Raw genomic sequence first — 24,694 nt, 5'->3', positions numbered from 1 at the left:
AGCCTCGTCGTGGTCGGTGGCGGCGCCGTCGGTTGCGAGTTCGCCTCCATCTTCACCGCCCTGGGGGCCGAGGTCGTCCTCGTCGACAGCGGCCCGCACCTGCTCCCGTTCATGGACAGGGAGATCTCCGACCTGCTCGCGACGACGTTCCGCAGGATGGGCATGCGGGTGCTGCAGGGGGCGGGTCGGGCGAGCGCGGCGCGCGTGAACGCGAAGCTCGAGGTCCGGTTGGCGGATGGCGAGATCCTCCGACCGGAGAAGGTGATCTTCGCCGCCGGGCGGGCGGGCAACACCGAAGGCCTCAGGCTCGAAGCGGCGGGTGTCGCGACCGACGAACGAGGGAGGATCGTCGTCGACGAGCACTTCCGCACGACCGCGGAAGGGATCTACGCAGCGGGCGACGTGATCGGGCCGCCGGCGCTCGGGTCGGTGTCCATGGATGGGCGTTCGACATTCCCTTCAAGCGGACGGTCGATGCGCTTCCGCCGTTCGGCGTCTACTCGATCCCCGAGGTGTCCATGGTCGGGCTGACGGAGGAGGAGGCGACGTCGAAGGGCATCGCGTACGGGGTGGGTCGAGCGCGGTTCGACCAGAACACACGCGCCGCGATCGCAGGTTCCACCGAGGGCATGGTGAAATTCGTCTTCGAACGCGACGACCTGAGACTGCTGGGCGTGCACATCGTCGGGGAGACGGCGACCGAGCTGATCCACCAGGGACAAACCGTCATTCACTTCGGCGGGAAGATCGACTACTTCATCCAGTCGACCTTCAACGTCCCGACCGTGAGCGAGGCGTACAAGTACGCGGCCTACGACGGCCTCCGCCAGGTCGGCAGATGAGACGGGCTCAGCGTTGAGCGTTGCGGACGTCCGCCAGCGACACCGCCCCACGCCGCAGTGCCTCGTTCGCCAGCTTCACTCGCCGCCGATCGCCCTCGTAGATCCCGAACTTGTCGTACAGATGGGCCAGGTGCTGTTTGACCGCGGCTTCGCTGACCGACAACGTCGTTGCGATCTCCCTGGTCGAAGCGGGCTCGGCGAAGACCTCGCCTTCGACGGCCGGCTGGAAGAGCGCCATGAGCACGTCGCGCTCGCGCGGCGTGAGGCTGGGGACGCGCTCGGGAATCTCGGTGACCAGAACCTCGCTGCTCGTCTCGGCCCGATAGACGAGGCGCGTGCCGCCCACCCGGATCTCGTCGCCCGGGCGCACGACCCGGTCGCGATCGACACGTTCACCGTTCAGGAAGGTGCCGTTTCGTGAGCTGAGGTCTCGGAGGCACCAGCCTCCCGAGAGCCGCTCGAGCACGGCGTGGAGGCGGGAGACCCTGCCGTCACTCACGAGCGCGATGTCGTTCGACGCGGACCGGCCGATGGTGATGCGACCGGCTTCGAGGGGCGCCAACTCGACTCCCGCGGGACGGTGCACCTCCAGGAAGGCGACCACGACAGGAGCGTAGCCCTCGCCGGGGTCGTGCTAGTCGGCGAACACGTCCCGGCTGTGCTGGATGAAGAAGGTGTGGTCGTGACCCTTGTTGGGATCATCGGCGTTGTACTTCGCGGTCGGCGAGCCATCGGGAAGCTGGTCCTCGGAGTAGATCGCTCCGACGGGACAGACGTCGGGCTGATAGCACGCCGTGCACGAGGTGCACTCGTCGAGGTTCACGTACAGCAGACTGTCGCCGAAGATCGCGATCGCATCCGCGTTCGGCGCGTGTGTCGTCTCGATGATCCCACTGCCCGCTTCGACTTCCGAGAACAGCACGTTCTTCTGCGGATCGAACTCGTAGATGCACTGGACAGGACAGACGTCCACGCAGGCACGATCCTTCACGTCGATGCAGGCTTCCGTGATGATTGCGAGGCTGGCCAACGTCAACTCCTCACGCTCAGGACGATGTGAACACCGGCCATGGACGGGGGCGGCAACTTCGAGTGCATCGTACGGGCGCCACCGTCCGCGCCGGGCCATTGGGCCCGCGCGCTCAATGTTCGGCGAGCACCCTAGGTTGGGCGCATGTTGCAGTCGGTTGGCTGGCGGTGGACGGTGCCGCTCGTCATGGCGGCCGCGTTGCCGCTCGGCTCGTGGGCCCGGAGCCTTCGCCCCGCGCCCGACGCCCCCACCGTTCCTGTCGCCACGCCCGCCCAGGTCGCGGCGCGGGCCGCAGCCACGCACCCGCAGCCCCGGTCGGGCTCCTTCGAGCTGTCGACCGGGCTCGGCCTCGGCGACCTCGGGACGTCCGGCGCGGCGGGAGGCGCCGGGCTCGTGGGCCTCAGCGCGGGAACCGTCGAGGCTCGAACGTGGTCCGACGGCGCGGGGCGCAGCCGGGTCGCCCAGATCCGGCCCCTGGAGGAGACCGACTGGATTCGCAACGGCTCGACGGTGTGGGTGTGGCACAGCCGCAGCACCACCGCTGTTCGGGTGAACGCCCCCGCCGCGCTCGATCTCCCCGTGCAAGGAATTCTCACCGCGGTCGCGGGGACCAGCACGCCCGTGCCCACCCCCGAGGAGTTGGCGGCCAGACTGCTCGGGTTGCGCGACCGTGCGACCGAGCTCTCCCTCGGGACACCGCGTCGGATCGCAGGTCGACCCGCTTACGACCTCGTGCTCAGACCTCGGTCAGCGGGCTCGCTCGTCGCCCGCATCGAGGTCGTGGTCGACGCGGCCACGGGGTTGCCCCTTGAGGTCTCGGTACAGCCGCACCTCGGTGGGCCGGTGATCCGCGACCGCTACCGCTCGATCTCGTTCGCCCGACCGGGAGCGGCCAACTTCAGCTTCCGGCCACCCGCCGGCGCGGACGTCACCGAGGCCGCCAGCATCAACACCGCCTCCGCCGACCGGCGTCTGCGGGATCCACGAGAGGGCCGTGGACGAGGTCGGCGGTACTTCGGTGGTCCGCCGCCGCCGCCGTCGATCGCGTTGGGCGGCACGGGCTGGGACGAGGTGGTGGTGGCGCGCGGGATCGAGGAGTGGCGCTTCCGCGACGTCCTGCGGGTCGGCACGCCGGTGTCGGGTTCGTTCGGCCGCGGCCTGCTGCTACGCACTCGTGCGCTCAGCCTCATCGCGCTCGACGACGGCCGCGTGGTGGTGGGAGCCGTCACGCCGCGCCGGCTGGAAGCGGCCATCGCGGAGACGGCGAGTTGACCGACGACCTGGCTGTCGAGACCGCGGGCCTGACGAAGCGCTTCGGTGACACCGACGTGGTGGATCACCTCGACCTGGCCGTGCCGGTGGGCAGTGTCTTCGGGTTCCTCGGACCCAACGGTTCCGGCAAGACGACGACGATCCGCATGCTGCTCGGTCTGATCCGGCCGTCCGCCGGATCGCTGCGCCTGCTCGGACGCCCGATGCCCGCGGCGGCGAGCGACGTGCTGCCCGACGTGGGCGCGCTCGTCGAGGGACCGGCGTTCTACCCGTGGCTCACCGGGCGGGAGAACCTCCACCGGCTGGATGCGGCGGGGCCCGACGGCTGGCGCGCGTCGCGATCGTCCCGTGCCGACGTCGCCCTCGCGCGCGTCGGCCTCACCGCGGCCGCGGACAAGCGCTACCGCGCGTATTCGCTCGGCATGACGCAACGGCTCGGGCTCGCCGCCACGCTGTTGCGTCCGCGTCGACTTCTCCTGCTCGACGAGCCGACGAACGGCATGGACCCGCAGGGAACCCGCGAGATCCGCCACTTCATCCGCGAGCTGGCCGAGGAGGGCACGACCGTCTTCTTGTCGAGCCACCTGCTGGGCGAGGTGGAGCAGGTGTGCACGCACGTCGGCATCGTCTCCCTCGGTCGGCTCGTGGCGCAGGGCCCGCTCGACGAGCTACGCGCCGACGGCGATGCGACGCTGCGCGTGGAGACAGACGACGCCGAGGTCGCCGCCGCGGTCCTCATCCGGATGGGCCTGAACGCGGTGACCCTCGCCGGTGCGGTGGTGTCGGCCGCACTGGACGGGCACCGACCGGAGCACTGCTGCCGGGAGCTGGTCAACGCGGGCGTGGGTGTTCGCAGCCTCACGACCGACCGCCCGAGCCTCGAAGACGCCTACGTCGCCCTCACCGGAGAAGGCTTCGATGTTGCGGGCTGAGGTCTCGCTGCTCTTTCGACGCCTGCGGATCAAGGTCCTCCTCGGCGTGCTCGTGCTCGTCCCGGTGATCGTGGCCGGCGCGGTTCGACTCTCCGGCAGCGGCCCGAACCCGGGGGAGGGCCCGCAGTTCCTCGATCAGGTGACGCACAACGGCGTCTTCGCCGCGCTGGTGGGCCTGACCATCACGCTCCCCATCTTCCTTCCGCTTGCCGTCGCTGTCGTGGCCGGCGACACGATCGCGGGCGAGGCGAACCTCGGGACCCTGCGTTACCTGCTCGCGCGGCCGTGCGGACGGACCCGGCTGCTCGTCGTCAAGGGCATCACCGTGCTCCTGTTCTGCGTGGTGGCCTCCCTCACGGTGGCGATCGCGGGCTTGGCCGCGGGCGCCGTCCTGTTCCCCATCGGATCGCTGACGACGCTCTCGGGCACCACGCTCTCTCTGGTCGACGGCACACTGCGTATCCTCGCCGCCGCCGTCTTGGTGGGCGGGTCGCTGTTCGGGCTCGCCGCGGTCGGGATGTTCGTGTCCACCCTCACCGACGCGCCGGTGGGCGCGATGGCGGCAACCGCAGGAGTTGCCGTGCTGTGTGGCGTGCTCGACGCCATCCCGCAATTGCATGCGTTGCACCCGTGGCTGCTCACGCACTGGTGGCTGTCGTTCGGCGACCTCCTCCGCTCACCCGTCGCCTGGACGAACATCCTGAGGAACGTCGGGCTCCAAGCGCTCTACGCCGTGATCTTCGCGACGGCCGCCTGGGCGAGGTTCTCCGACAAGGACATCCTCGCGTAGGCCGCGCTCAGCCCCGCGCGCAGGACGCGCCGAGGCGGCGGCTGGAGCTCGACCAGGCGGGCTCGGTGGTGCGCGGCCAGTAGTCGCCGGTGTGAAGGTCCTGGTCGTAGGGCACCGGCGGTTCCTCTCCGGCCGCGATCGCGGATACCGCCGCCAGCAGTCGGTCGATGTCGGCATCTGTCGTTGAGAGGCCCGCGCTGGCGCGCACCGCGCCGGGAACCTGACGGCGGTCACCCCGAAGCACCGCCTCCCGGTAGTCGGCGACCTCGGCGGCGTCGAGGTCGAGCAATCGAAGCAGGTACGGGTGGGCGCAGAAGCAGCCGTGGCGGACGCCGATGGCGTGCTCGGCGCTCAGCCTTGCGGCCACCAGCGCATGAGGAACGCCGTCCACATCGAAGGCCGTGACGGGAAGCGTCTCCGCGTCGGGCGCGCCGAGGATGCGCACACCTTCGATGCCGGTGAGACCGTCCCGGAGGCGTCGAGCCATGGCGCGGTCGTGGGCGATGACCGCGTCCCAGCCCATCCTCGAGAGCTCGTCGATGGCAGCGCGGAGCGCGACCGCGCCGAGGACGTTGGGCGAGCCCGCCTCCTCGCGCTCGGGCGGGTCGGTCCACACGACGGAGTCGAGGTCGACGAGGTCGACCGCGCCCCCGCCGGCGAGGAACGGGTCACCGGTCGCGAACGCGTCGCGGGGGCCGACGAGCACGCCGGCGCCGAAGGGGGCGTACATCTTGTGACCGCTCCAGGCGAGGAAATCGGCGTCGGTGGGAAGCGGTCGGTGGGGCGCGAGCTGCGCGGCATCGATCAGCACCGGCACGCCGCGGTCGTGGGAGGCGGCGATGATCTCGTCGATCGGTGGGAGCCAGCCGGTGACGTTCGACGCGCCGGTGAGGGTGAGCAGCCGGGGGAGCGGGCCGTCGTCGAGGGCCGTGGTGACATCGTCGACGTCGAAGGTGCCGGCCGGCCCGCACTCGACGTAGCGCCGGCGGGCGACGCGTGCCCACGGCAGGAGGTTGGCATGGTGCTCGACGACCGTCGTCACCACGACGTCGTCACGTTCGAGGCGGAGCCGGTAGGCAAGGTGATTGATGCCTTCGGTGGTGTTGCGACAGATGATGGCCACATCGTCTCGCGCCGCGCGTCCGGCGAAGTCCAGTGCGGCGGCGCGCGCTTCTTCGTATTCGGCGGTTGCCAGCTGCGACTTCCACCCCGCCCCGCGGTGGACGCTCGAGTAGCTGGGCAGGAAGTCGCTCACGCGCTCGGCCACGACCGTCATCGCGCCGGTCGACGCGGCGGCGTCGAGCGAGACGTAGGGCCGTTCCTGCCCGTCGATGCACGGCACCGGCAGATCGTCGCCGACGAGTCGCACGCCGAGGAACGCTCAGGCCGGCTCGGCGTGGGCAGCCGGTCGCAACCCGGGGCTCCCGAACTCGTCCTCGGCCGCGGACTGGGACGCGTCCGAACCGCTGAGCCCACCGGACGCGGCCAAGCGGTGGGCGATCGAGCGACCGAGTCCCGGTGCCAAGAGGATGCTCAGGTGACCGTGATCCTTGACGAGGACGTTGGTCGCGTCGAGCGCAGGATGCCGGAGCATGGCCGAGCTGGCCGGCTGCACGAGCGCATCCAGGTTCGAGTAGTACGCCATCCACTGCACCGGGCTCGGTCGTGCGGTTTCCTCGAGTGCCTGGATCACCCAGGAGCCCGGTCGCAGTTGACGGAGAACCGAGCTCCGGCCGAGCCCTGCCGCGAGCGTTCCTTCGTGGGGCGAGGCGAGGGTGATGGCCGTGTCGACACAGGCCTCGCCCCCCAAGAGCTGGACGTAGTACCGGATGAGGATGCCGCCCAAGCTGTGGCCCACGAGGTGGACGCGTCTGGCGCCGGTGACTTCCCGAATGGCGTCGATCCTCCGCGACAGCTCCCACGCGAGGCCGGGGAGGTCGCCGGCCAGGGGGTTGTAGTTCAAGGAGTAGACGTGCTCGAACCCCCCGCGCCGCAGGTGGCGGGCAAGGAAGGTCCAACCGCTGCGGTTGTGGCCGTACCCGTGCACGAGGAGGACGGGGGCGGCATCGGGTTCGAGGGCGGAGAACGGGGTCGGCGACGCACCGGACGGACTCTCCGGGGTGGTGCCGCCGATACCGAAGGGGTAGCAGACGAGGCACACCCCCGTGACCAGCAACTCGCGCAGCCAACCCACGTAACTCCCTGGCCGCATGAGCGCTCGGGTGACGATGTCAGGCAGTTGCAACTTGTCCGCCCTCTCTCTGCTCGAAGACACCTGACGCCGGGCGGCGTCCCTTCTGTGACGGTGCGCCAGCGACGTTAGGAATCGGTGCCTGTGTGGAGCCAGAGGCATAAGGCTGTGAATTCGCCGGGTTGTCCACAGCCCTGGCCGGAAGATCCGGCACCTCGGAATAGTTCGACGACGATCGAACGTTGAACCCGTTCAATGAGTCCTGAACAAGCCCGAGACTACGAACGACGTTGGTGGACGCTGGGGGTGCTGTGCCTCAGCCTGGTGATGGTCGTCGTTGCCAACGCCTCCCTCAACGTCGCGCTTCCCACCCTGGTGAAGGACCTACACGCCAGCGCGAGCGCGCTCCAGTGGATCGTCGACGCCTACAGCTTGGTGTTCGCCGGGCTACTCCTCACCGCGGGCGCGCTCGGCGACCGCTACGGCCGCCGGCTCGCGCTCAACGGTGGCCTGCTGATCTTCGGCGCGGCGTCAGGGCTGGCGGCCTTCGCGGGCTCGTCCGGCCAGCTGATCGCCGCTCGCGCCGCGATGGGAATCGGCGCTGCGCTCGTCATGCCGGCCACGCTGTCAGTGCTGGCTCACGTCTTCCCGCCCGAGGAGCGCAAGCGGGCGGTCGCGATCTGGGCCGGCTTCGCGGGCGTGGGTGCGGCGCTGGGAGGCGTGATCAGCGGTTGGCTGCTGCAGCATTTCTGGTGGGGGTCGATCTTCCTCACCAACGTCTTTGTCGTCGCGATTGCGTTGGTGGCCGGCGCGATCCTCATCCCGCCGGCGCGCGACGATCGCGAGCCGTCGCTCGACCCGGTCGGCGCGCTGCTGTCGATCGCCGGTCTCGGCGCGCTGATCTACGCCATCATCGAGGCGCCGACGCACGGCTGGCTCTCGATCGACACCGTGGGCGCGTTCTGGATCGCAATGCTCATCCTCGTCGCGTTCGCGCGTTGGGAGCTGCGTACACCCGAGCCGATGCTCGACCTCCGCTTCTTCCGCAACCCGCAGTTCGCCGCGGCTACGTCCACCATCACGCTGATCTTCTTCGTGATGTTCGGGATGATCTTCATCCTCACGCAGTACCTGCAGTCGGTGCTCGGCTACAGCCCCCTCGAGGCCGGCGTGCGGATGCTGCCGTGGGCCGTCGTCTACATGATCTCGGCGCCGCGGTCGGCGCGCCTCGTCGAACGGTTCGGCCAGCGCCTCGTCGTGTCGTCGGGGTTGACAGTCGTCGCCATGGGACTCGGTTTGCTCGCACTCAGCGGCATCCACGCCAACTACCCGCTGCTCGCGCTGTCACTGGTCGTCACCGCCGCCGGTATGGGCATGGTCACGGCGCCGTCGACCGGTGCGATCATCGCCTCGCTGCCGTTGAACAAGGCCGGCGTGGGCTCGGCCGTGAACGACACCACCCGCGAGCTCGGCGGGGCCCTGGGCGTGGCCGTCATCGGCAGTGTGCTGGCGTCGATCTACCGCAGCGACGTCGCCCGGCACATCACCTCGCTGCCACCCTCGGCTCGGGCCGCGAGGTCGTCGCTCGGCGCCGCGCTTCAGACGGCGGCGACGCTTCCCGGTCGCGACGGCCCGGCGCTGGCGCACGCCGCCCGGCAGGCCTATGTGCACGCGTTCGACATCACGATGCTGGTCGCCGTCGGCGTCGCCCTGCTGGCCTCGGCGTTGGTGTCCTGGGTGCTCCGGCCGCCGTCGACCGTCGCGGTCGAGGAACCGATCGCGTTCGAGGCGGCGTAAATGGAACGCGGCACCGCGATGGACGTCCGCCTTCCGGCCCGTGACGAGCTAAGGCTGGCGGACGTCCTGCACGCGCTGTCCGACCCGGTCCGCCTGCAGATCGTGGAGGTGCTCGATCGGGCCGACGGGCCGATGGCGTGCGGCGACTTCCCAGTGCGGGTGAGCAAGTCGACGGCCAGCCATCATTTCAAGGTGTTGCGCGAGGCAGGGGTGCTCCAGTGCCGCGACGAGGGGACGCGCCGGTACCACACCGTCCGGCGCAACGACCTCGACGCGCGCTTTCCCGGGCTGCTCGACGCGGTGCTGCGGGTCGCGGCAGCCGCCTCACGGAACGACGAACGTGACGGCCATCAGCGAGGACCCTTGCCCCAGTCGTAACCTGTCGTCGAACGTGCAGCGAGAGGAGCAAGGCGATGGACTACCCGCTGACATACTCCGTCGACTATCCAATCCGTTCGCTCAACCGACTGACGACGTTCTTCCGCTTTTTCGTGGCCATCCCCATATTGATCGTGCTGGGAAGCGTCTCGGGCGGGACGTGGCTGTCGAGCACGGGCTCGAACGGGAGCGTGGTCATCACCGCCGCCGGGGGCCTGCTCTTCTTCGGCCCGCTGGTCATGATCCTGTTTCGCCGCAAATACCCGCGGTGGTGGTTCGACTGGAACCGCGAGCTCCTTCGTTTCACGAACCGTGTCGCGGCCTACCTGGCCCTCATGGACGACCGCTACCCCTCCACCGACGAGGAGCAAGCGGTGCACCTCGACATCGACTACCCCGACGCACAGGCGTCCTTGAACCGCTGGTTGCCGTTGGTGAAGTGGCTGCTCGCGATTCCCCACTTCATCGTGCTGGTCTTCCTCGATGTTGCCGGGGTGGTAGTCGTGGTGGTCGCCTGGTTCGCCATCCTGTTCACCGGGCGGTACCCGCGTGGTCTCTTCGACTTCGTGCAAGGGGTCATCCGCTGGCACAACCGCGTCGTGGCGTACGCCCTGATCCTGGCCACCGACGTGTACCCGCCGTTTCAGCTCCGCCCATGAAGACGGTTGCGGCCGCGGCGTCGCCGCCGGAGCCTTACGGACCCCTCCCGTCCACGCAGGGCAGGCAGTCGCCGTAGACGTGCTTCTCGCACACGTGGCACCGGTGGTACATCGTCGTCGCGCAGGACTCGCACCCCGGACAGCGCTCGGGCACCTCGGCCGCCCACTCCGTCTGCTCTTCGCCGTGGCAGCGAAAGCGTCCGCCCGAGGTCAGCGGCGGTGGACCGATCGGAGCGATCTCGGGCGGCGATGGCGCCGTGCGCCACGCGTGCTCCTCCACCCGCCACGAGGGGATGGCGTTGGACACCGCCGCACCCTACCCACCACCCTGCCGCCCCTCAACCGGTCAACCGAGGAGGAACTAGGCGATCCGCTCCTCGTTTGCCCCGAGCACGCACACGACGGGCGGATCGAGGTCCAAGGTCTCGACCCGCGTGTCTGAGAAACCCGCCTCCTCGAGCAGAGCCTTGATCTCGCCCGCGGCGCGGTCGGAGGTCTCGCGGGTTGCGCCCGGGCAGCGTGGCTGGGACGCAATGGCGATCTGACCATCCGGACGAAGCAGCCCACGCAGCTCCTTCAGCCGCTCCCATGGCTCCGGCCAGAACCCGACCGAGTTCACGGCGAGGACCTTGTCGAGCGGTTCGGCGAATGCAGGCAGGTCGTCTACCGAGCCGAGCCGGAGATCGACGAGTCCCGCGCGCACGGCGGCGCGGTTCCGCTTCGTCGCCTGTCGGATCAGGACGTCGGAGTGGTCGATTCCGTACACCGCGCCGTGGTGGGCGAGCCGGGCGAGCTCGTCGATGGCGACGCCGGGACCGAAGCCAACCTCGAGCACACGGTCGGCGGCCTGCACGTCTAGCAGGGAGACCGCCCAGAGGTTGCGCCTGCGGTTGGATGAACGGTGTGCCATCACGCCGCCGACGACACGACCGGGCAGGCCGCGGGGGTGGCCGAACTGGCGCACGAGGCCCCGGAGCACTCGTTGCTGAAGCGTCGCGCGTCGTCTCGGGGCCTGCAGGCTAGGGACCGGTGTCGACGTCATGAGAAGCAGTGAACAAGCTCAAGTACGCTTGAAGTCAAGATGCCCGACGACCTCCTGACGATCGGGGACCTGGCCCGCCGCACCCGGATGGCCACATCGGCGCTGCGCTACTACGAAGAGCTGGGACTGCTGCCCCGGCCCACGAGGGTGTCGGGCCAGCGGCGCTATCCGCCCTCGGCCGTCGAGCTGGTCGGCGTGATCCTGCTCCTTCGCGACGTTGGCTTCGCGCTGGGTGAGATGAAGACGCTGTTGGCCTCGCGGTCCCGGTCACCCGAGGCCTGGCGAGCCCTCGTCCGGCGAAAGGTCGCCGACCTGGACGACCAGATCGCGAAGGCTGGCGTCGCCCGGATCGCGCTCGAGCACGCGCTCCGATGCCCGCGAGAGGACCTCCTCGAGTGCCCGAACTTCTGGGACGTCGTTGCCGCGCGTCTGGCCGGCACGCCGCTCGAGGAGGTCCACGCGCCCCCGGCCGCTCGGTGATGGCATGCTCCACTTGTGATGACGGCCGGGAGACGTTTGCCATGACCCGTTACGTCGATTCGACCGACCAGCTCGTCACCGAGATCGTCGTGCGGGACATACGAGGTTCGGTGGACTTCTACCGGCGTCTCGGGTTCGAGCTCCTGCGCGACGGAGGTGACTTCGTGGAGCTGACGTGGGAGGACCACCGTCTCTTCCTCGCGCAGCCATCCGCGTTCCGCGGTGCAGAGCACGTGGCGTTGCCCGTTCCTTCCACGTTCCCTTCGGCCAATGTCCGGGTGATGGTCCCCGACGTGGACAGGTATTGGGACCTTTCCCACGAGATCGGAGCAGAAGTCGCGGTGCCCATCGGGGACCGCTACTACGGCCTGCGCGATTTCACGATCCGCGACCCCGACGGTTTCGGTATCCGGTTCGCCAGCCTCCTTGACGAGCACGGAGACGCCTGACGTTGAGTGACGGGCGACACGATGTCGTCATCATCGGCGCGGGTACCGCGGGCACGAGTTGCGCGCTCGAATGCTTCGACATCCAACTCGACACGGTGGTCTTCGAGACGGACGAACGCCCAGGGGGCCAACTGGGCGAGATCGATCACTCCGTCCGCAACGTCGCCACCGGATCGTTCCGCAACGGCTCAGCCCTTCGCGACTCCTTGGAGGAGTCAGCGGCGATCCTGGGCGATCGCCTCCACCTGTCACATCCCGTGACGCGCGCTGACCTCGGAGAGCGATGGATCGAAGTCGATGGGGCGCGCATCCGAGGACGGACGTTGGTGCTCGCGACCGGCACGCGCGCGCAACAGCTCCCCGCGGCGGAGGACGGCGCCTTCGGGGGTGACGTGACGTATCACCTCGAGGCGCGGCCCGCTCGATTCGTCGGGCGTGACGTCGTCGTGATCGGCGGCGGCGACAGCGCCACCCTCGACGCCCTCGAGCTCGCGCGAGAGGGATCGAGGGTGAGCCTCGTCCATCGCTCGGAAGCGCTCACGGCGCGCCACGACATCGTCGAGCAGGTTCGCCACGAGCCGCGCATCGAGGACCTTCCCGGATGGCAGCTGGACGCTCTGGACGGGGGTGACCGACTCGAGGCAGTGACGATCGTGCGGCCGGCCGACGGGCAGAGGCGGCGGTTGGGAGCTGGAGGACTCGTCGTGAAGATCGCACGCGTACCTCGTACGGATCTGTTTCGAGACCAGGTCGGGCTGGACCGAGCGGGTGCAATCGTCGTCGATGGAGAGATGCGAACGTCGCGCGACGGCGTGTTTGCTGCGGGCGACGTCGTTGCGGGTTCGTACGCCCGGGTTGCGTCTGCATTGGGTCAAGGCGCGGTCGCGGCGCGATCGGTGCTCCGATACGTGCAGGGCCGGATGTGATGGTTGCGCCGACGAACCTGCCCTCCATCAGCGCCGTCATCGCGGAGTTCAGGCGAGCGCACCGCGAGCCCGCACGCGCGTCCAGCGGGGTGCTCGGATTGCTGCTCGCGCTCCACCACAACAACGTCGTGCAGTGGACCCGCGAAGACGCCGCACGCCGCGACGACGCGGATGACCGCGCCGTGGCGACCGCCAAGCGAGACATCGACGCGCTCAACGCCAAGCGACACGAGCTCGTCGAGGCCATCGACGCAATGCTGGCGAGCAGCCTCGATCAGAACCCTGCGGCACCACCGGTGACCGAGAGCCCCGCGATGGTGTTCGACCGCTTGTCGGTGCTCGTGATCCGTCGGTGTTTCACCGAAGAGGCTGCGAGCTCGCAACGAGCCGATCGCGACCTCTACCCGGCGCGCTTGCCGCGTTTGGACCGGCAACTCTCGCTGCTGCAAGCGGGATTGGAGGCGCTCTTCGACGATGTGCGAAGCGGCCGCAAGCGGTTCTTGCCGTATCAGAGCCTCAAGCTGTACGGCTCGGACGCGACCCGTCACAGGCGCGACTCGTCATGAGCTCCCGCCACGCGAGACCACAGCGGACCGGATCGCGTGCAGCCGGTAGCCGCCGCGGTTGAAGCCGTAGAGGATCCGGTCGCCCGCGGCTGCGGCGTGCGCGATGCCGAGCGAATCATCCGCGATCGGAGCGCTCGTGCTGAGCGGGGCGCCGTCGCGAGTGTCGAACGTGTACAACTCGCCCCGCCGCCCGATACCGCACAGCCGTCCCGGGACGAGGGCGAGCGGGACGCCGCCGGTGCCCCAGGCCAGCTCTTCCGAGAAGCGACCGCTCACACGTACCCGCCCGTCGATGGGGTCGAGCGCGACGAAGCCGCCACCGCGCAGCGCTTCCCAGTCGTAGTCGTCGATCGCGTTCGCCACGCGGTCGGTGCCGGCCGCCCACACGAGCGCGCCGTCCCAGAGGACGATCCTCGGCTCGAAGTCGACGTCGACGGTCCACCGCGCGGGACCCAGGCCCTCGGTCGTCGCCGGGGCCAGGCTCACCTGACCTCGGCCGCCGGCGGCGACGCATTCGACCGCGCCGGCGGGTAGCGCGGCAAGGGCGGTGACGATCCCGTGCACTTCCAGTTGAACGCGCAGCTTCACGGGCTCCGGCCCGCCGATGGTCGACAGGCGTTCCGTGACGAACAGTCCCGGGGCGCCCTCTTCGCGTGGCCGGGATCCCACGAGACGGTCGCCGACGACGACCGCGCGCTCCACGTCCGGCGCGAGCGTGCGCGTCCACAGAGGAGCGACGCGTCGCAGCGGCCCCGGTCGTCGAATGACCTCGCGCGAGAAGGCGCGCAGCATGCCGAGGTGGTTCAGCGTCACCACGACGCCCCCTCCGGGGATGTCGAGGATCGCGTGGACGTCGAGGTCGAACTGAGACGGTTCGTCTTCTGAGAAGGCGGATTCGTCGAACACCGCCCGAGGCCGCAGGTCCTCGGCGGCGAACACGACGTTGCGACCAAGGTTGTTCCACGCGAACAAGCCGTCAAGGGCCGCCACGCGGCCGATGCCGTGAGGCTGCGAGTTGTGGACGCGACTCTCCGGGTGCGCGTCGACCTCGATGGTGGTCAGCGTGTCTGTCACCGACGCGCTGTCGCCCGGCTGTCGCGTCGCAGCGCACGCGCGAGCGCGGCGAGGACGTCCTCCGGCTGGACGGCGTCGAGGCAGCGGCCCCCTACCGGGCAGATGCGCGGCTGCCGGCGGAACCCGCGCAAGTCGACGCGATCGTTGTACGCGTACTCCTTCTCGGCGGCGATGCAGGCGTCGTCACACCGATCGCCGACGACCGCGGCCGTATGCGGCCAAGGGCGGAAGTAGACGGCGGGGGCGCGGCAGATCGTGACCGTCGGCGTCCCTTGCTGGACCGCGAGGTGCGTCAACCCGGTGTCGATCCCGATGACCGCGCGAGCTGCGCCGATCACGTCGAGCGCCTCGCCGGGCGAGGGCGCGCGCGCTTCCACGATCCCCAGCGCGCGCATCTCGGGCGCGGCCTCGTCGCGAGTGAGCATTTGCACGTCGAGCTCCCGTGCGCGGAGACCGTCCGCGAGTGTTCTCCAGCCGTCCACCGACCATTGCTTCGATGCTCCATCGCTTTCGGTCACCAGGATCACGGAGGACCCGAGCTCGGGTCGCGGCAAGGCGGCCAACGGAGTCGGTCGCGTGAAGTCCGCAGGGATGCCGAAGTCCGCGCAGATCCGGCTGAGGATGTCGTTGATCGAGAGCGTTCCGAATGCGTCCTCGAACTCGGCCGAGCCCCACCACCAGTCTCGCTCGAGGGGATGATCACGCAGGTCGACGAAGTGACCGTCGTGATCATCGCGGTCGAACGACTCTTCACCGACCCAGCCGGTCAACCCGACGATCCGGTCGGCCAGCCGTGCCTGAGCAGCCGAGCGGGCGACCAGCCAGGTCTCGACGCGCGGCTCTCGGCCCCGTGCGATCAACGCCTGGATGGCGGGGAGCGAGACCACGAGGTCTCCTAGGCCGAAGGAGATGGGCGCCACATACACGCGATTCACGCCGGGATCCCGCTCGGACACGCGCCGTCAGGGCTGCTCGTACTCGGTGACGTCGTCGATCTGCAGCGCGGAGAATGCAAGGCGACGTTCGGCGCACTTGTTGCAGCGTCCGCAGTGGCGCCCTCCCTGCGGATCGATGCACGACAACGTGTGCTGCAACGCGAGACCGTGGCCCAGTGCGAGCACATCGGCCTTCGTCAGTCCCGCGAAGGGCGTGACGACTTCGAGAGAGTGTCCCATGCCGCGTCGCACGAGCCCAGCGAAGTCGTCGAAGAACTCACGGGAGCTGTCCGGAAACGGGTTTCCCTTCAAGGTGCCGAGGGCGATCGTGTGTACGCCGTTGAGCGCGCACCAGACGCTGGGTTGGGCGAGCAGCAACAGGTTGCGTCCCGGGAGATAGACGGCCTCGTCGGCGGATCCGTCGTCGGGCACCCTGTCTCCGGAGACGCTCCAGTGCGTGCCGTAGATGAGCGCGATCGGAACGTTCAGCACCCTGAGTGGTTCGGGCGCGGGACTCCTCAGCGTGTCGAGGAAGCGTCGCAGATGCTCCTCCTCGGTCAACTCCCAGGCAAGACCAAACCGCACGTAGATCGGGTGGACCACCCAACCTTGGCTCAAGAGCTCGGCGACGAGGATCGCGCTGTCGAGACCTCCGCTCACCAGCACCGCGACGTCGCGACGCGCACCCGCGCCAGCGGAGGAAGCCGCGGTCACGGCTCGCCCCGATACACACATCCCGACGTGCACGTCTCGCGCACGACAACCTGCGACAGGTCTGGCATCGCCGGGTGCAGACGGCGCCAGATCCAACGGGCGAGGATCTCGCTGGTGGGGTTCTCGAGTCCCTCGATCTCGTTCAAGTAGTAGTGGTCGAGCTGATGGAGCACGGGCTGCATCGCGCAGGCGAGGTCGGCGAAATCGCGGACCCATCCGGTCTCATCACCGACGGGTCCGACCACGTGCACCGAGACGTTGAAGGAGTGGCCGTGAAGGCGCGCACACTTGTGACCGGGAGGAACGTTCGGGAGGCGATGCGCCGCCTCGAAGGTGAACTCCTTGAAGATCTCCACCGTCATCGGCTCCTACGCATCTCCGGCCCGCTCCGGTCACCGGCTCGAACGCATCAACCGGTGCACGCTACCTCCTGGTGGAGGAGCAGGCGGCCCGCGTCCGCGATGCGGGACCCGTGCAGAGTTCACGCCGACGAAACAATCTTCAACGGTGGCTGCTCGAGGCTCACCGTGACGACGTCGCCCGTGGATCCTTGGCTCATTCACACCGTCCTGGGGCACGTGGCCTGACCGGGTGCACACGAAGCGCATGATCTTGTGCGCCAAGTCCGCAGTTGGCTCGAACATCAGCGGGCAGCCACCGTCGATGACGGCGATGCCGTGCTCCCGGCCGTACACCGTCGCATCCTCGCAAGCGCTGCCCTCTCCGAACGAGCGGTGCATCCACGCCTGCTCGATGCCGAGCTCCGCGCACTCATGGATCGTCGCCTCCGCGGTTGTTGCTCCCGTGACCTTTCGGCGTTCGTGACACACCCGTCACCGCGATGCGCTTGTTCGCGAGGAACGTGGATGCGGCTTCTCTGATCGTGACCATGCTCTTCCTCCTCTCGGTGGCTCGGATACTCAGCTCTCATGATCCACACGAGCGGTACAGCGCGGTAGAGCCGAACGTCCCTTTGCTGCGTCGCCGCCGGCGCTCGAGCTATGCCGACAGGATCAGCTGCAGCGCGAAATAGATCGCCCAGAGGACGAAGCCCGCCACGATCGTCTGACGGTGGTCGTCGAGGAACTTGCGGGTCGGCGAGGGCGCATAGCCACCCAAGAGGCCCAGAGCGTTGGCCTCGATGAGCGCCGTCAACGCGATCACGACGATGTACCAGACGGCCCGCTTGCCGCTGCCAGGGATGAAGCCGAACCGTTGGGTGATCGCGACCCAGTGGCTCGTCCCGATCATGAACCACATGACCGAGATGGAGAACAGTGTGTTCGTCCTGGACGCGAGCGCGGCCTTGCGGGCGGCGGGCGCGGCCGCGGGATCGGCCTCCTGACCGGCTGCGGTCCGCTGTGCGTTCCCGATCACGATGCGCTGATTCGGCCAGATGACCAGCCAGACGTTCAGGAACATCACCGTGGCGATGAGCGCGCCGGCGAAGATGCTCATCCCCGAGAACGTCTTGAAGTAGTCGGCGTGGAATTCGTCCTGGAATCCGAGGATCAGGATGCCCGTGACGAACGTGAGCGCGGCAGCCATCCGGAACCACCACAGGGCGCGCGGGACGAGCTTGCCCACCGCTTCGGTCCGTGATCCTGCCTCGAAGGTCGCGAATGAGGGCGTCTGGACGAAGTTGAAGTAGTACAGCAACCCGATCCACGTGATGCCCGCGAGCAGATGCACCCAGCGCGAGCCGGCGATGCCCAGTGCGCGTCCCAAACCGATCGCGAAAACCATTGATCCGCACCCCCGTCAGAGGTGAGCGAAAGCTAGCACCGTCACGGTTGCGGGTGATCGCTCACGTCGCAAGTGGTGGCCCGGGTGACGGCGCGAGCTCGCGGGTGAACCATCGACGGGTGCGACTCGGCGCCATCGCCACCCGGCCGACACGAGCGGCGGTGGATGCGAGCGAGCGAGCCGGACCTGGCGCCGCGCCCTCGAGCAGGTCGTTCCAGAAGATCGACCACCCACCGGCGACGACCCGTCCGACGCCCGGCGCCGTGAGGAGTCGCCCGATGGCGGCGGTTGCCCTCGGCCGAGGCAGTAACGCGGCGTGCGCGGGAGCCGCGGCCGACTGGTACGGGGCGAACGCGGACGCGAGGTAGGCGCGGTATCGCGTCGCCGCCGCCTCCGGCCCGGTGAGCACGGCCTCGGCCGCGGCCCGGCCGCTTCGCATGGCCTGGGAGATGCCCTCGCCCTGGAGCGGGTTGACCAGGCCGGCGGCGTCGCCCACGAGGAGCACCCGGCCGCGGGCGGGCGTGGTGCCGACCATGCCCAGCTTGAGCCATCCGCCGAGGCGATTCCGCACCGCCGACGGCGGGAGGCGGGCATCGAGGACTCCGAGTCGCCACAGGTGCTCGAGGAATGAACCGAAGTGCTGGGCCGCTCCGGCGCCCGCCCTGCGATCCGAGAGCACACCGAGGCCGAGGCCCACGTTGGCCCGACTGCCGACCCCTGGGAACAGCCAGCCGTAACCGGGAAAGCCGCGCCAGGCGGCCGGCTCCCACAGGACGATGTTCGGCACCTGCACGGGGTCATCGACGTAGGCGCGAAGCGCGAAGCCCCAGAGCACCCGCGTGGAGTCCACCAGCCGGGCGACCTCGGCGACGCGGCTGGAGGCGCCGTCGGCCCCGATCACCACATCTGCACACACGCGCTCGCCGCCGGACAAGACGAAGCCGTCGAGGGACATGTCCCGGAAGACGGGCTCCGCCGCGCGTCCGACGAAGGGTTCGGCCCCGGCCGAAACGGCCGCCTCCTGCAGTGTCGCGTCCAAGGAGGCGCGCGGTGACGCGAACCCGTACCCCGGATAGGTCGTGCCGGGACAGCAGGGGAGGCGGACACGCCGGCCGGTCGGCCCCACCACGATCATGTCGCCGACCATCGCGGTGGGGGGCAACTCGATGGCCAGATCGCTCAGGAGTTGCACGCCCCGCGGGCCGACGAGGTCGCCGCAGGCCTTGTCGCGTGGGAATCGGGCCTTGTCCACGAGCGCGACGCGGGCGCCACCGCGGGCAAGGACGAGGGCGGCCACGCTGCCGGCGGGCCCCGCCCCGATCACGAGGACGTCGAAGCGCCTGTCCGGCATGCCCCTCCTTCGAATCGGGGCCTTACTGTACGTGCATGCCCTCGGCGCGAGCCCCAGAGCCGGCGTCGACTCGTGAGCCGCCGCCGGATCCGAACCGTTTCGCACGAGAGCTGTTCACCGGCCTCCCGAGGCACTACGACCTTCTCGAGGCGATCCTCTCGCTCGGTCAGAACGGGCGTTGGCGGCGGGTCATGGTTGACCATGTCGCTCCGGCTGCTCCAGCGCGCGTCCTTGACGTCGCCACAGGAACGGCGGGTGTCGCCCTCCAGCTCGGCGAGCGCACGCCGGGCTGCATCGTGGGTGTCGACCTCACCGAGGCCATGTTGCGGCGGGGCCGGGAGAACGTCGCCCGCCGTCGCGCCGGGAGCCGCGTCCACCTCGTCGCCGGTCGAGCCGAGCAGCTCCCCTTTCCCGACGACGCCTTCGACGCTCTCACGTTCACGTACCTCTTGCGATACGTCGCCGACCCCGCTGCCACGCTCGTCGAGCTGGCTCGTGTGCTGAAGCCCGGTGCTCCCATGGCCAGTCTCGAGTTCCACGTGCCGCCCAGCCGCCTCTGGCGGGCGTGGTGGTGGTTGTACACGCGGGGCGTGCTGCCGGCAGCGGGCGGCCTGGCCGGACGCTCCTGGTTCAGGGTGGGTCGGTTCCTCGGCCCCAGCATCTCGGAGCATTACCGGCGCTACTCGTTGCCCTCGACGGTTGCGATGTGGCGGGATGCCGGCCTCATCGACGTCGAGTTCAGCCTCATGAGCCTCGGCGGCGGCTTGGTGATGTGGGGACGGAACGGTGGCTGAGAGCCGGCCCGCCTTCTACGCCGCCGCGCCCGGAGGGTGGCGAGACTGGTGGACGCTTCTCCACCCTCCCTACACCGCATGGCATCTCGCCTACGTCGTCATCGGCGCGTCGCTCGCCCCCCATACCGACGCCATCCGCCTCATGGCGACGGTGCTCGCGTTCTTCTGCGCCGTCGGCGTTGGCGCACACGCGCTCGACGAGGTCCATGGCCATCCGCTGCGCACGGCCATCCCCGACGCCGCTCTCTGGCTGGCCGCAGGCGCCGGTCTCCTGGGCGCCGTCGCGCTCGGCCTGCTCGGCCTGGCGCGGGTCGGCCCGGGGCTGCTGGCCTTCATCGTCGTCGGCCCACTCCTGGTCATCGGCTACAACCTCGAGCTCTTCGGGGGGCGACTTCACACCGATGTCGCCTTCGCGCTCGCCTGGGGCACGTTCCCCGTCCTCACGGGTTACTTCGCGCAGGCAGAGCGACTCGGCGTCGCCGCGCTGCTGGGTGGAGCGGCCACCTTCGCGCTCTCGTACGCGCAGCGCGCCCTGAGCACGCCCGCCCGCCTGCTACGCCGAAGGGTGACGCGGGTCGAGGGCACGCTCGCGATGGACGACGGAACCGTCCGCGACCTGAGCGATCGCGTGCTCCTCGAGCCGTTGGAGCGGGCGCTGCGCGCGCTGTCCTGGAGCACCGTGGTGCTGGCGGTCGCGCTGGCGGTCGCCCGCGTCCGCTAGCTAGTCGATGCCGGGGGTCAGGTCGCGGAGGTGGCCGCGGAAGGAGGTGACGGTCGCCTCGACAACCCGGTCGTGACCCCACCTCAGCACCCGCGGCGCCACCCGCGCCGCGACCCGCAAAGGGCGCTGCATCACCTCGATGGTCGATGACACGCTGGCTCGCGTGCCCTCGCGCTCGGGCTCGAGGACGAGCCGCGCAGCACCCTCGAGTTCGCCGTGGATGGCGGCCTCGATGCGCAGAGGTTGGACACACTCCAGGAGCGCGATTCGAACACCCAGGCGGTATGGCAGAGGGGGCACCACCACGCCATGCAAGACGGAGCCGGCCTCCAGCCCGGGTCCTTCGACGCGAAACTCTCTCAGCCAGCCCCACCAGCACTCGAAGCGCTCGAAGCGCTGCATCGCCGACCACACCTCATCTGGCGGGCACGGGAAGCTGAAAATGCCCCGGTACTCGATCACGTAGGGCGAGCCCGCCATGGGTTCAGGTTACGTAGACGGCAGAGACGGATCTCAGCGATAGTGGCGCGCGAGTTCCGACGCATACGCGCGCGTACGTCGTGGCCAGCAACAACTCCACCGATCCAAGCCCTCGTCGCGTGCCTTGACATCGAACGTCTGTCCCTCTCCTCTGGATGACGTGGGTCGAGCGGGACGACGCTTGACGCGTCGTGGCTGCTGAGAGCGGTCGCTGGGGGCCGGCCCGGCTCGAATGAAAGACGCGCACGTGGCGTGACCCCCTTTAGGTTCGGGATCTGCCAAGACAACCGAACCAGGAGGCAGCGCACGTGCGCGTCAACACTGCATTCAACCGGCTGCTCGCCCTGCCGGGCGCGTGGGTGGAGTCGGTCGCCTTCACTCAGCCTGGTGCGCCTGCTCGACCGGGCGTGGGTGGAGCGGGTGGTGCTCGACGGGCCCGACCGGGTGCAGTCGGGGTGCGCCGGCGCCTCTTCACCGGCGCCGTCCCCCGCGCCGTCGAGGTGCGCGACCGGGAGTGCTTCCATGCGTTCTGCGACCGTCGCCCCGAGGACTGCGAGATCGACCACGTGCAGCCGTACTCGGCGGGCGGGCCCACCGTCGAGGACAACGGCCGGGCGGCCTGCGGCTACCACAACCGTCTGCGTCATCGACGAAGCTAGCCGCCGCCTCGGCGGCGGCCATCTCTTCGAAACCTGGTCTCACGTCAAGATGCGCAGTTCGCCACTGCGCGGGCAGCGGCGCGAACTCTGCGACCGAGTACGCCTTTGTGCCGAATACGACGGACCTCTGGGCAACCTCGTGACCGCCATGCCGTCGCGGATGACTTCCACGACGGCGTCGCAACGCTGTTCCACCTTGCTGAGCTCCTTGAGCGCTTGGCCACCTCCCCGCGCCAGTGAGCGCAGGGTGGTGGGGCAAGGTGTCGGATAGCAACCGAACACGTGTCGGGGGTCTCCCGAACACGTGTCGGAGATCAACCGACGACGAAACGTCGGAGATCAGCCGAAGCAATACACCACCAATGTGTTTGTGCGCCCCCAGGGATTCGAACCCTGAACCTGCGGATTAAGAGTCCGTTGCGGATTGTCCGACGAGATGCTTCCGGCGCCCCGACGTGCCGTTTTGTCGGGCGATCCGTCTGTCGAGTGACCTCACGTCCGCCGTGTGTCGCTGGGATAGTTGGTGGAATACGTGGGTGATCAGAGAAGCGACCGGTGACGGCCAGGGCGCACGTCCCAATGTGCGAACGGGACGTTCTCGATCGTCAGTAGGACGCGCGGTCGAAACGTGGCGCACGTCCTGGGCGCACCAACTCTCCAGAAGTAGCGAGGTCGTACGTCAGGGCATCCGACGCTCTGGAACAGTTCTGTCTGGGGCAGCCTCACTCGGATGAAGCCTTTCCAGTATCGCCGCGTGACGCGCATCCTGACGCGCCTCGTTCAGGCGATTCCGTTCGGCGGCGGCCCGATCCACCAACCAAAACGCCATCGAGACGACAGCGCCGGCGATGATGCCCGCGCCGAGCTCCGTCAGACGAGCTCCGCCCTCCCGACCGTGCTCGGTATAGCCAAGCGACCAAAGGATGAGACCGATCGCAAGCAAGGCGATCGCAGCCGTGATCAGGAGAGCGGGGTGACCGAGACCATGGGGCCTCTCGCGTTCTGTCACGGTGGAAACGTACCGGGGGACGACACTCGGGGCGCGGTCCCCCGCAGCGTGGGGGTCTCCATAGCCCCTAGCGAGGGGCGCACGGCACCAATGAGATCAATCCCCGCGGGAGGAGTCAGGCGCGGACGTACCATGTCACCGACTCATCCAGAGGACCTGAGGGACCTGGCCCTACGACGGTCCGGCAACCGGCCGCAGGGCACGGTGCCAACGTCAGGCGCGATGAGGAGGAAGGTATGACAACACCCGCGATCCCGCGCTTGTTGGCGTGCGGGAGCTATCACCCCGGCCATGACGTCCACTGGATCCAAGCCAAGCGCTCCCACGAGCCGCCGACCGTTGAGTGTGTCGCCAGCGTGGGCGCGGACGGCTGGGTGACGGTCAATCTCGACGCCGGCGACGGCGAACGCGTCTGGAACCACGATCCGGGTCGGCTCGCGGCCCTGCTCGCGCGAACGGCCGGCCGGGCCGTCCTTCGCTCACATAACGTGCTCGCAGTGCCCTCCGCTGACGGCCACTACTGCGTCAGCGTGGCATCCGCGCCCTCGCCATGTCCCGAGCCGGATGAGGACGTGGGCGGGCTGTCGCTGGCGGAGCTCGTACTCCGGCGAGGCGGGTTCTCCGTCCCCGCCAGCCAGGTTCGCGACTTCATTGGGGACTAGCGGAGCGTCACGGCTTGTCTCGATCGGGCGGTGGAACGCCGGGTGGATCTCAAGCGGGCTGTTCGTCACGCCGATCCAGACCAGGTGCACCACCACGGCCGGCTGAGCGCCGACGAACGCTTCGAAGCTGTCGAGAGCCTGCAGCGGCGGGTTTCATCCAGTGCGCTGCGCACGGTCGTCAACCGCCTCGAAGGAAGCGGAACGAACCGCCGCCGTAGGCCGGTGGAGTGGATCGTCGCCGAGACGGAGAGCCGCCGTCGCGTCCGCACCAAGCTGCCGGACGAGGACCTTGCCGAGTACCTGGTCGACCGCTCCGGCATCGACCTGTTGATCTTCGCTCCGCTTCGAGAGGCACTCGCCCTGTCTGCCTCCGATCGCGAGCTGAAGCAATTGCACGACTACGCGGGCACGTCGATACGGGGAAGCCGGATGCGCACGAGCAAGGCGGCGGCGATCGCCGAGCGGCGGTGGGCACCGGGAAAGTCGTGGCCCCACCACTTCGTCGAGGTGCTCGGTCTGCCTCTCGTGTTCGCGGGTCTCCCCGGCCGCCAGCAGGAGCCCGAGACGGAGCAGGTGACGCCCTTCCTGCCGTTGAAGACCCTCGAGGACTTCCAGCAGGATCGTGGCGACCTTGGAGGGAGAGCCTGGCGCCAACCGCGGCGTCCTGACCCTGCCGACGGGATCGGGCAAGACGCGGACCGCGGTCGAGAGCCTGGTCCGGTGGAGGCTGCGCTCACCCGCGCGCCCCGGCATCCTCTGGCTCACGCAGAGCGAGGAGCTGTGCGAACAGGCCGTGCAGGCCTTCCGCGAGGTCTGGTTCGACCTCGGTCGCCGCTCGAGGAAGGTCAGGGACACGTTGCAGATCGCCCGGCTCTGGGGCGATCGCTCGATCCCCGCCGACCCCGACGTCGTCGTGGCCAGCATCCAGAAGCTCCACGCCATCTGGCGGGGGACCGACGACGGCGCCCGCCGTCAGGAGCTGGTCGCGCTCATGGAGCGGTTCGGCGTCGTTGTCATCGACGAGGCGCACCGCATGACCGCGCCGAGCTACACGCGGGTCCTGCGGTTCCTCGGTATCGAGGTCACCCGGAAACGGTCGTCGGAGCTGCCGCTGCTCGGGTTGACGGCGACCCCCTTCCGGCGCATCGACCAGGAGACACGCCAGTTGGCGCGGAGCTTCCACAGCCGGCTGCTG

The 24,694-nt window shown here is 69.1% G+C and carries 30 protein-coding genes, 1 tRNA gene, 2 pseudogenes and 1 riboswitch (1 of these 34 only partly in view); of the genes and pseudogenes, 17 read left to right on the top strand and 16 right to left on the bottom strand.

Annotated elements, in window-relative coordinates:
* Window positions 1–531: pseudogene (locus E6G06_08405) on the top strand (FAD-dependent oxidoreductase); it begins 525 nt to the left of the window's first position.
* Window positions 519–842, top strand: coding sequence for a hypothetical protein (locus E6G06_08400; protein TML91814.1), 324 nt, complete (start codon window positions 519–521; stop codon window positions 840–842). Before E6G06_08405 ends, E6G06_08400 begins: the two are co-directional and overlap by 13 nt.
* 7 nt (window positions 843–849) lie before the next feature.
* Here the strand turns inward: E6G06_08400 and E6G06_08395 are convergent, their stop codons facing one another.
* Both E6G06_08395 and E6G06_08390 read right to left on the bottom strand, forming a co-directional pair.
* Entirely contained in the window at window positions 850–1,446 is a 597-nt protein-coding gene (locus E6G06_08395) for an FHA domain-containing protein (GenBank protein ID TML91813.1), read from the bottom strand.
* A gap of 30 nt (window positions 1,447–1,476) precedes the next feature.
* The gene (locus tag E6G06_08390; GenBank protein TML91812.1) at window positions 1,477–1,971 is read right to left on the bottom strand and encodes a ferredoxin family protein; all 495 of its coding nucleotides are present in this window, start codon (window positions 1,969–1,971) and stop codon (window positions 1,477–1,479) included.
* Window positions 1,972–2,016: 45 nt separating this feature from the next.
* Between E6G06_08390 and E6G06_08385 the strand changes: the two genes are divergently transcribed.
* From E6G06_08385 to E6G06_08375, 3 genes are read left to right on the top strand one after another with little or no spacing between them, the layout of a single operon-like run.
* On the top strand, window positions 2,017–3,144 hold the full coding sequence (locus E6G06_08385; GenBank protein ID TML91811.1) for a hypothetical protein: 1,128 nt from the start codon (window positions 2,017–2,019) through the stop codon (window positions 3,142–3,144).
* A complete protein-coding gene (locus E6G06_08380) occupies window positions 3,141–4,076 on the top strand; it encodes an ABC transporter ATP-binding protein (protein ID TML91810.1) in 936 nt (311 codons plus the stop codon). The genes E6G06_08385 and E6G06_08380 overlap by 4 nt, the downstream gene beginning before the upstream one ends.
* Complete coding sequence (locus E6G06_08375) at window positions 4,063–4,866, top strand: ABC transporter permease (GenBank protein ID TML91809.1); 804 nt, start codon at window positions 4,063–4,065, stop codon at window positions 4,864–4,866. The genes E6G06_08380 and E6G06_08375 overlap by 14 nt, the downstream gene beginning before the upstream one ends.
* A gap of 7 nt (window positions 4,867–4,873) precedes the next feature.
* On the opposite strand, the gene E6G06_08370 is transcribed toward E6G06_08375, so the two are convergent.
* A complete protein-coding gene (locus tag E6G06_08370; protein ID TML91808.1) occupies window positions 4,874–6,235 on the bottom strand; it encodes an aminotransferase class V-fold PLP-dependent enzyme in 1,362 nt (453 codons plus the stop codon).
* Window positions 6,236–6,247: 12 nt separating this feature from the next.
* A complete protein-coding gene (locus E6G06_08365) occupies window positions 6,248–7,219 on the bottom strand; it encodes an alpha/beta fold hydrolase (GenBank protein ID TML91807.1) in 972 nt (323 codons plus the stop codon).
* A 93-nt stretch (window positions 7,220–7,312) separates the two neighbouring features.
* On the opposite strand from E6G06_08365, the gene E6G06_08360 reads away from it, so the two are divergent.
* From E6G06_08360 to E6G06_08350, 3 genes are read left to right on the top strand one after another with little or no spacing between them, the layout of a single operon-like run.
* On the top strand, window positions 7,313–8,854 hold the full coding sequence (locus E6G06_08360; protein ID TML91806.1) for an MFS transporter: 1,542 nt from the start codon (window positions 7,313–7,315) through the stop codon (window positions 8,852–8,854).
* Window positions 8,855–9,232, top strand: coding sequence for a helix-turn-helix transcriptional regulator (locus E6G06_08355; GenBank protein ID TML91805.1), 378 nt, complete (start codon window positions 8,855–8,857; stop codon window positions 9,230–9,232). It abuts the gene before it with no gap.
* Between the two features lie 35 nt (window positions 9,233–9,267).
* On the top strand, window positions 9,268–9,891 hold the full coding sequence (locus E6G06_08350; protein ID TML91804.1) for a DUF4389 domain-containing protein: 624 nt from the start codon (window positions 9,268–9,270) through the stop codon (window positions 9,889–9,891).
* A 34-nt stretch (window positions 9,892–9,925) separates the two neighbouring features.
* On the opposite strand, the gene E6G06_08345 is transcribed toward E6G06_08350, so the two are convergent.
* Window positions 9,926–10,198 (bottom strand): hypothetical protein, encoded by a 273-nt coding sequence (locus E6G06_08345; GenBank protein ID TML91803.1) that lies wholly within the window; start codon window positions 10,196–10,198, stop codon window positions 9,926–9,928.
* 54 nt (window positions 10,199–10,252) lie between these two features.
* Window positions 10,253–10,933 (bottom strand): class I SAM-dependent methyltransferase, encoded by a 681-nt coding sequence (locus E6G06_08340; protein ID TML91802.1) that lies wholly within the window; start codon window positions 10,931–10,933, stop codon window positions 10,253–10,255.
* Between the two features lie 39 nt (window positions 10,934–10,972).
* On the opposite strand from E6G06_08340, the gene E6G06_08335 reads away from it, so the two are divergent.
* Genes E6G06_08335 through E6G06_08320 form a run of 4 tightly spaced genes read left to right on the top strand, consistent with a single transcriptional unit; the run spans window position 10,973 to window position 13,354 of the window.
* Window positions 10,973–11,413 carry a MerR family transcriptional regulator gene (locus E6G06_08335; protein TML91801.1) on the top strand — a complete coding sequence of 147 codons (441 nt, stop codon included), beginning with the start codon at window positions 10,973–10,975 and terminating at the stop codon, window positions 11,411–11,413.
* Complete coding sequence (locus E6G06_08330; protein ID TML91800.1) at window positions 11,305–11,862, top strand: hypothetical protein; 558 nt, start codon at window positions 11,305–11,307, stop codon at window positions 11,860–11,862. Before E6G06_08335 ends, E6G06_08330 begins: the two co-directional genes overlap by 109 nt.
* Entirely contained in the window at window positions 11,859–12,788 is a 930-nt protein-coding gene (locus E6G06_08325) for an NAD(P)/FAD-dependent oxidoreductase (protein ID TML91799.1), read from the top strand. Before E6G06_08330 ends, E6G06_08325 begins: the two co-directional genes overlap by 4 nt.
* The gene (locus E6G06_08320) at window positions 12,788–13,354 is read left to right on the top strand and encodes a DUF4254 domain-containing protein (protein ID TML91798.1); all 567 of its coding nucleotides are present in this window, start codon (window positions 12,788–12,790) and stop codon (window positions 13,352–13,354) included. Before E6G06_08325 ends, E6G06_08320 begins: the two co-directional genes overlap by 1 nt.
* Here E6G06_08320 and E6G06_08315 read toward each other — a convergent pair.
* The 7 genes and pseudogenes from E6G06_08315 to E6G06_08285 all read right to left on the bottom strand — a co-directional run bounded on the left by E6G06_08315 (window position 13,349) and on the right by E6G06_08285 (window position 19,174).
* On the bottom strand, window positions 13,349–14,428 hold the full coding sequence (locus tag E6G06_08315; protein ID TML91797.1) for a hypothetical protein: 1,080 nt from the start codon (window positions 14,426–14,428) through the stop codon (window positions 13,349–13,351). The two genes, E6G06_08320 and E6G06_08315, sit on opposite strands and share 6 nt — an antisense overlap.
* Window positions 14,425–15,384: a glycosyltransferase family 9 protein gene (locus E6G06_08310; protein ID TML91796.1), complete on the bottom strand. Its 960-nt coding sequence runs from the start codon at window positions 15,382–15,384 to the stop codon at window positions 14,425–14,427. The genes E6G06_08315 and E6G06_08310 overlap by 4 nt, the downstream gene beginning before the upstream one ends.
* Before the next feature lie 6 nt (window positions 15,385–15,390).
* Window positions 15,391–16,098, bottom strand: a complete 708-nt coding sequence (locus tag E6G06_08305; protein TML91795.1) for a 7-cyano-7-deazaguanine synthase — start codon at window positions 16,096–16,098, stop codon at window positions 15,391–15,393.
* A complete protein-coding gene (queD, locus tag E6G06_08300; protein TML91794.1) occupies window positions 16,074–16,439 on the bottom strand; it encodes a 6-carboxytetrahydropterin synthase QueD in 366 nt (121 codons plus the stop codon). The genes E6G06_08305 and queD overlap by 25 nt, the downstream gene beginning before the upstream one ends.
* Window positions 16,440–16,646: 207 nt before the next feature.
* Window positions 16,647–16,968, bottom strand: a pseudogene (locus tag E6G06_08295) (CoA-binding protein).
* A gap of 108 nt (window positions 16,969–17,076) precedes the next feature.
* The gene (locus tag E6G06_08290) at window positions 17,077–17,823 is read right to left on the bottom strand and encodes an antitermination protein NusG (GenBank protein TML91793.1); all 747 of its coding nucleotides are present in this window, start codon (window positions 17,821–17,823) and stop codon (window positions 17,077–17,079) included.
* A 61-nt stretch (window positions 17,824–17,884) separates the two neighbouring features.
* Window positions 17,885–19,174: a geranylgeranyl reductase family protein gene (locus E6G06_08285; GenBank protein TML91792.1), complete on the bottom strand. Its 1,290-nt coding sequence runs from the start codon at window positions 19,172–19,174 to the stop codon at window positions 17,885–17,887.
* A 35-nt stretch (window positions 19,175–19,209) separates the two neighbouring features.
* Here E6G06_08285 and E6G06_08280 point away from each other — a divergent pair, with 35 nt between their 5' ends.
* Both E6G06_08280 and E6G06_08275 read left to right on the top strand, forming a co-directional pair.
* On the top strand, window positions 19,210–19,968 hold the full coding sequence (locus E6G06_08280) for a methyltransferase domain-containing protein (protein ID TML91791.1): 759 nt from the start codon (window positions 19,210–19,212) through the stop codon (window positions 19,966–19,968).
* Window positions 19,961–20,689 (top strand): hypothetical protein, encoded by a 729-nt coding sequence (locus E6G06_08275; GenBank protein TML91790.1) that lies wholly within the window; start codon window positions 19,961–19,963, stop codon window positions 20,687–20,689. Before E6G06_08280 ends, E6G06_08275 begins: the two co-directional genes overlap by 8 nt.
* Here the strand turns inward: E6G06_08275 and E6G06_08270 are convergent, their stop codons facing one another.
* Entirely contained in the window at window positions 20,690–21,169 is a 480-nt protein-coding gene (locus E6G06_08270) for a hypothetical protein (GenBank protein TML91789.1), read from the bottom strand. It lies immediately after the preceding gene.
* Between the two features lie 275 nt (window positions 21,170–21,444).
* On the opposite strand from E6G06_08270, the gene E6G06_08265 reads away from it, so the two are divergent.
* Entirely contained in the window at window positions 21,445–21,828 is a 384-nt protein-coding gene (locus tag E6G06_08265; GenBank protein TML91788.1) for an HNH endonuclease, read from the top strand.
* A 368-nt stretch (window positions 21,829–22,196) separates the two neighbouring features.
* Here the strand turns inward: E6G06_08265 and E6G06_08260 are convergent.
* Window positions 22,197–22,277 (bottom strand) — tRNA-Lys (locus E6G06_08260).
* A 230-nt stretch (window positions 22,278–22,507) separates the two neighbouring features.
* Window positions 22,508–22,837 carry a hypothetical protein gene (locus E6G06_08255; GenBank protein ID TML91787.1) on the bottom strand — a complete coding sequence of 110 codons (330 nt, stop codon included), beginning with the start codon at window positions 22,835–22,837 and terminating at the stop codon, window positions 22,508–22,510.
* A 140-nt stretch (window positions 22,838–22,977) separates the two neighbouring features.
* A riboswitch (SAM riboswitch) is annotated at window positions 22,978–23,066 on the top strand.
* Between the two features lie 7 nt (window positions 23,067–23,073).
* Between E6G06_08255 and E6G06_08250 the strand changes: the two genes are divergently transcribed.
* The gene (locus E6G06_08250; GenBank protein TML91786.1) at window positions 23,074–23,499 is read left to right on the top strand and encodes a hypothetical protein; all 426 of its coding nucleotides are present in this window, start codon (window positions 23,074–23,076) and stop codon (window positions 23,497–23,499) included.
* Between the two features lie 619 nt (window positions 23,500–24,118).
* Window positions 24,119–24,694, top strand: a 576-nt coding sequence (locus E6G06_08245) for a DEAD/DEAH box helicase (GenBank protein ID TML91901.1), incomplete at its 3' end; no start/stop codon positions are given.

Source organism: Actinomycetota bacterium, from assembly GCA_005888325.1.
Taxonomy (GTDB): Bacteria; Actinomycetota; Acidimicrobiia; order Acidimicrobiales; family AC-14; genus AC-14.
Note: the sequence above shows the minus strand (reverse complement) of the source record. Positions and strands in the feature narration are given on the sequence as shown.

Coding starts and splice junctions, on each gene's coding strand:
- E6G06_08400 (TML91814.1), top strand. CDS start 519: ATGGTCGGGCTGACGGAGGAGGAGGCGACGTCGAAGGGCATCGCGTAC.
- E6G06_08390 (TML91812.1), bottom strand. CDS start 1,971: ATGGCCCGGCGCGGACGGTGGCGCCCGTACGATGCACTCGAAGTTGCC.
- E6G06_08385 (TML91811.1), top strand. CDS start 2,017: ATGTTGCAGTCGGTTGGCTGGCGGTGGACGGTGCCGCTCGTCATGGCG.
- E6G06_08375 (TML91809.1), top strand. CDS start 4,063: ATGTTGCGGGCTGAGGTCTCGCTGCTCTTTCGACGCCTGCGGATCAAG.
- E6G06_08365 (TML91807.1), bottom strand. CDS start 7,219: ATGCCTCTGGCTCCACACAGGCACCGATTCCTAACGTCGCTGGCGCAC.
- E6G06_08360 (TML91806.1), top strand. CDS start 7,313: ATGAGTCCTGAACAAGCCCGAGACTACGAACGACGTTGGTGGACGCTG.
- E6G06_08355 (TML91805.1), top strand. CDS start 8,855: ATGGAACGCGGCACCGCGATGGACGTCCGCCTTCCGGCCCGTGACGAG.
- E6G06_08350 (TML91804.1), top strand. CDS start 9,268: ATGGACTACCCGCTGACATACTCCGTCGACTATCCAATCCGTTCGCTC.
- E6G06_08340 (TML91802.1), bottom strand. CDS start 10,933: ATGACGTCGACACCGGTCCCTAGCCTGCAGGCCCCGAGACGACGCGCG.
- E6G06_08335 (TML91801.1), top strand. CDS start 10,973: ATGCCCGACGACCTCCTGACGATCGGGGACCTGGCCCGCCGCACCCGG.
- E6G06_08330 (TML91800.1), top strand. CDS start 11,305: ATGCCCGCGAGAGGACCTCCTCGAGTGCCCGAACTTCTGGGACGTCGT.
- E6G06_08320 (TML91798.1), top strand. CDS start 12,788: ATGGTTGCGCCGACGAACCTGCCCTCCATCAGCGCCGTCATCGCGGAG.
- E6G06_08305 (TML91795.1), bottom strand. CDS start 16,098: ATGTGTGTATCGGGGCGAGCCGTGACCGCGGCTTCCTCCGCTGGCGCG.
- queD (TML91794.1), bottom strand. CDS start 16,439: ATGACGGTGGAGATCTTCAAGGAGTTCACCTTCGAGGCGGCGCATCGC.
- E6G06_08290 (TML91793.1), bottom strand. CDS start 17,823: ATGGTTTTCGCGATCGGTTTGGGACGCGCACTGGGCATCGCCGGCTCG.
- E6G06_08285 (TML91792.1), bottom strand. CDS start 19,174: ATGCCGGACAGGCGCTTCGACGTCCTCGTGATCGGGGCGGGGCCCGCC.
- E6G06_08280 (TML91791.1), top strand. CDS start 19,210: ATGCCCTCGGCGCGAGCCCCAGAGCCGGCGTCGACTCGTGAGCCGCCG.
- E6G06_08270 (TML91789.1), bottom strand. CDS start 21,169: ATGGCGGGCTCGCCCTACGTGATCGAGTACCGGGGCATTTTCAGCTTC.
- E6G06_08250 (TML91786.1), top strand. CDS start 23,074: ATGACAACACCCGCGATCCCGCGCTTGTTGGCGTGCGGGAGCTATCAC.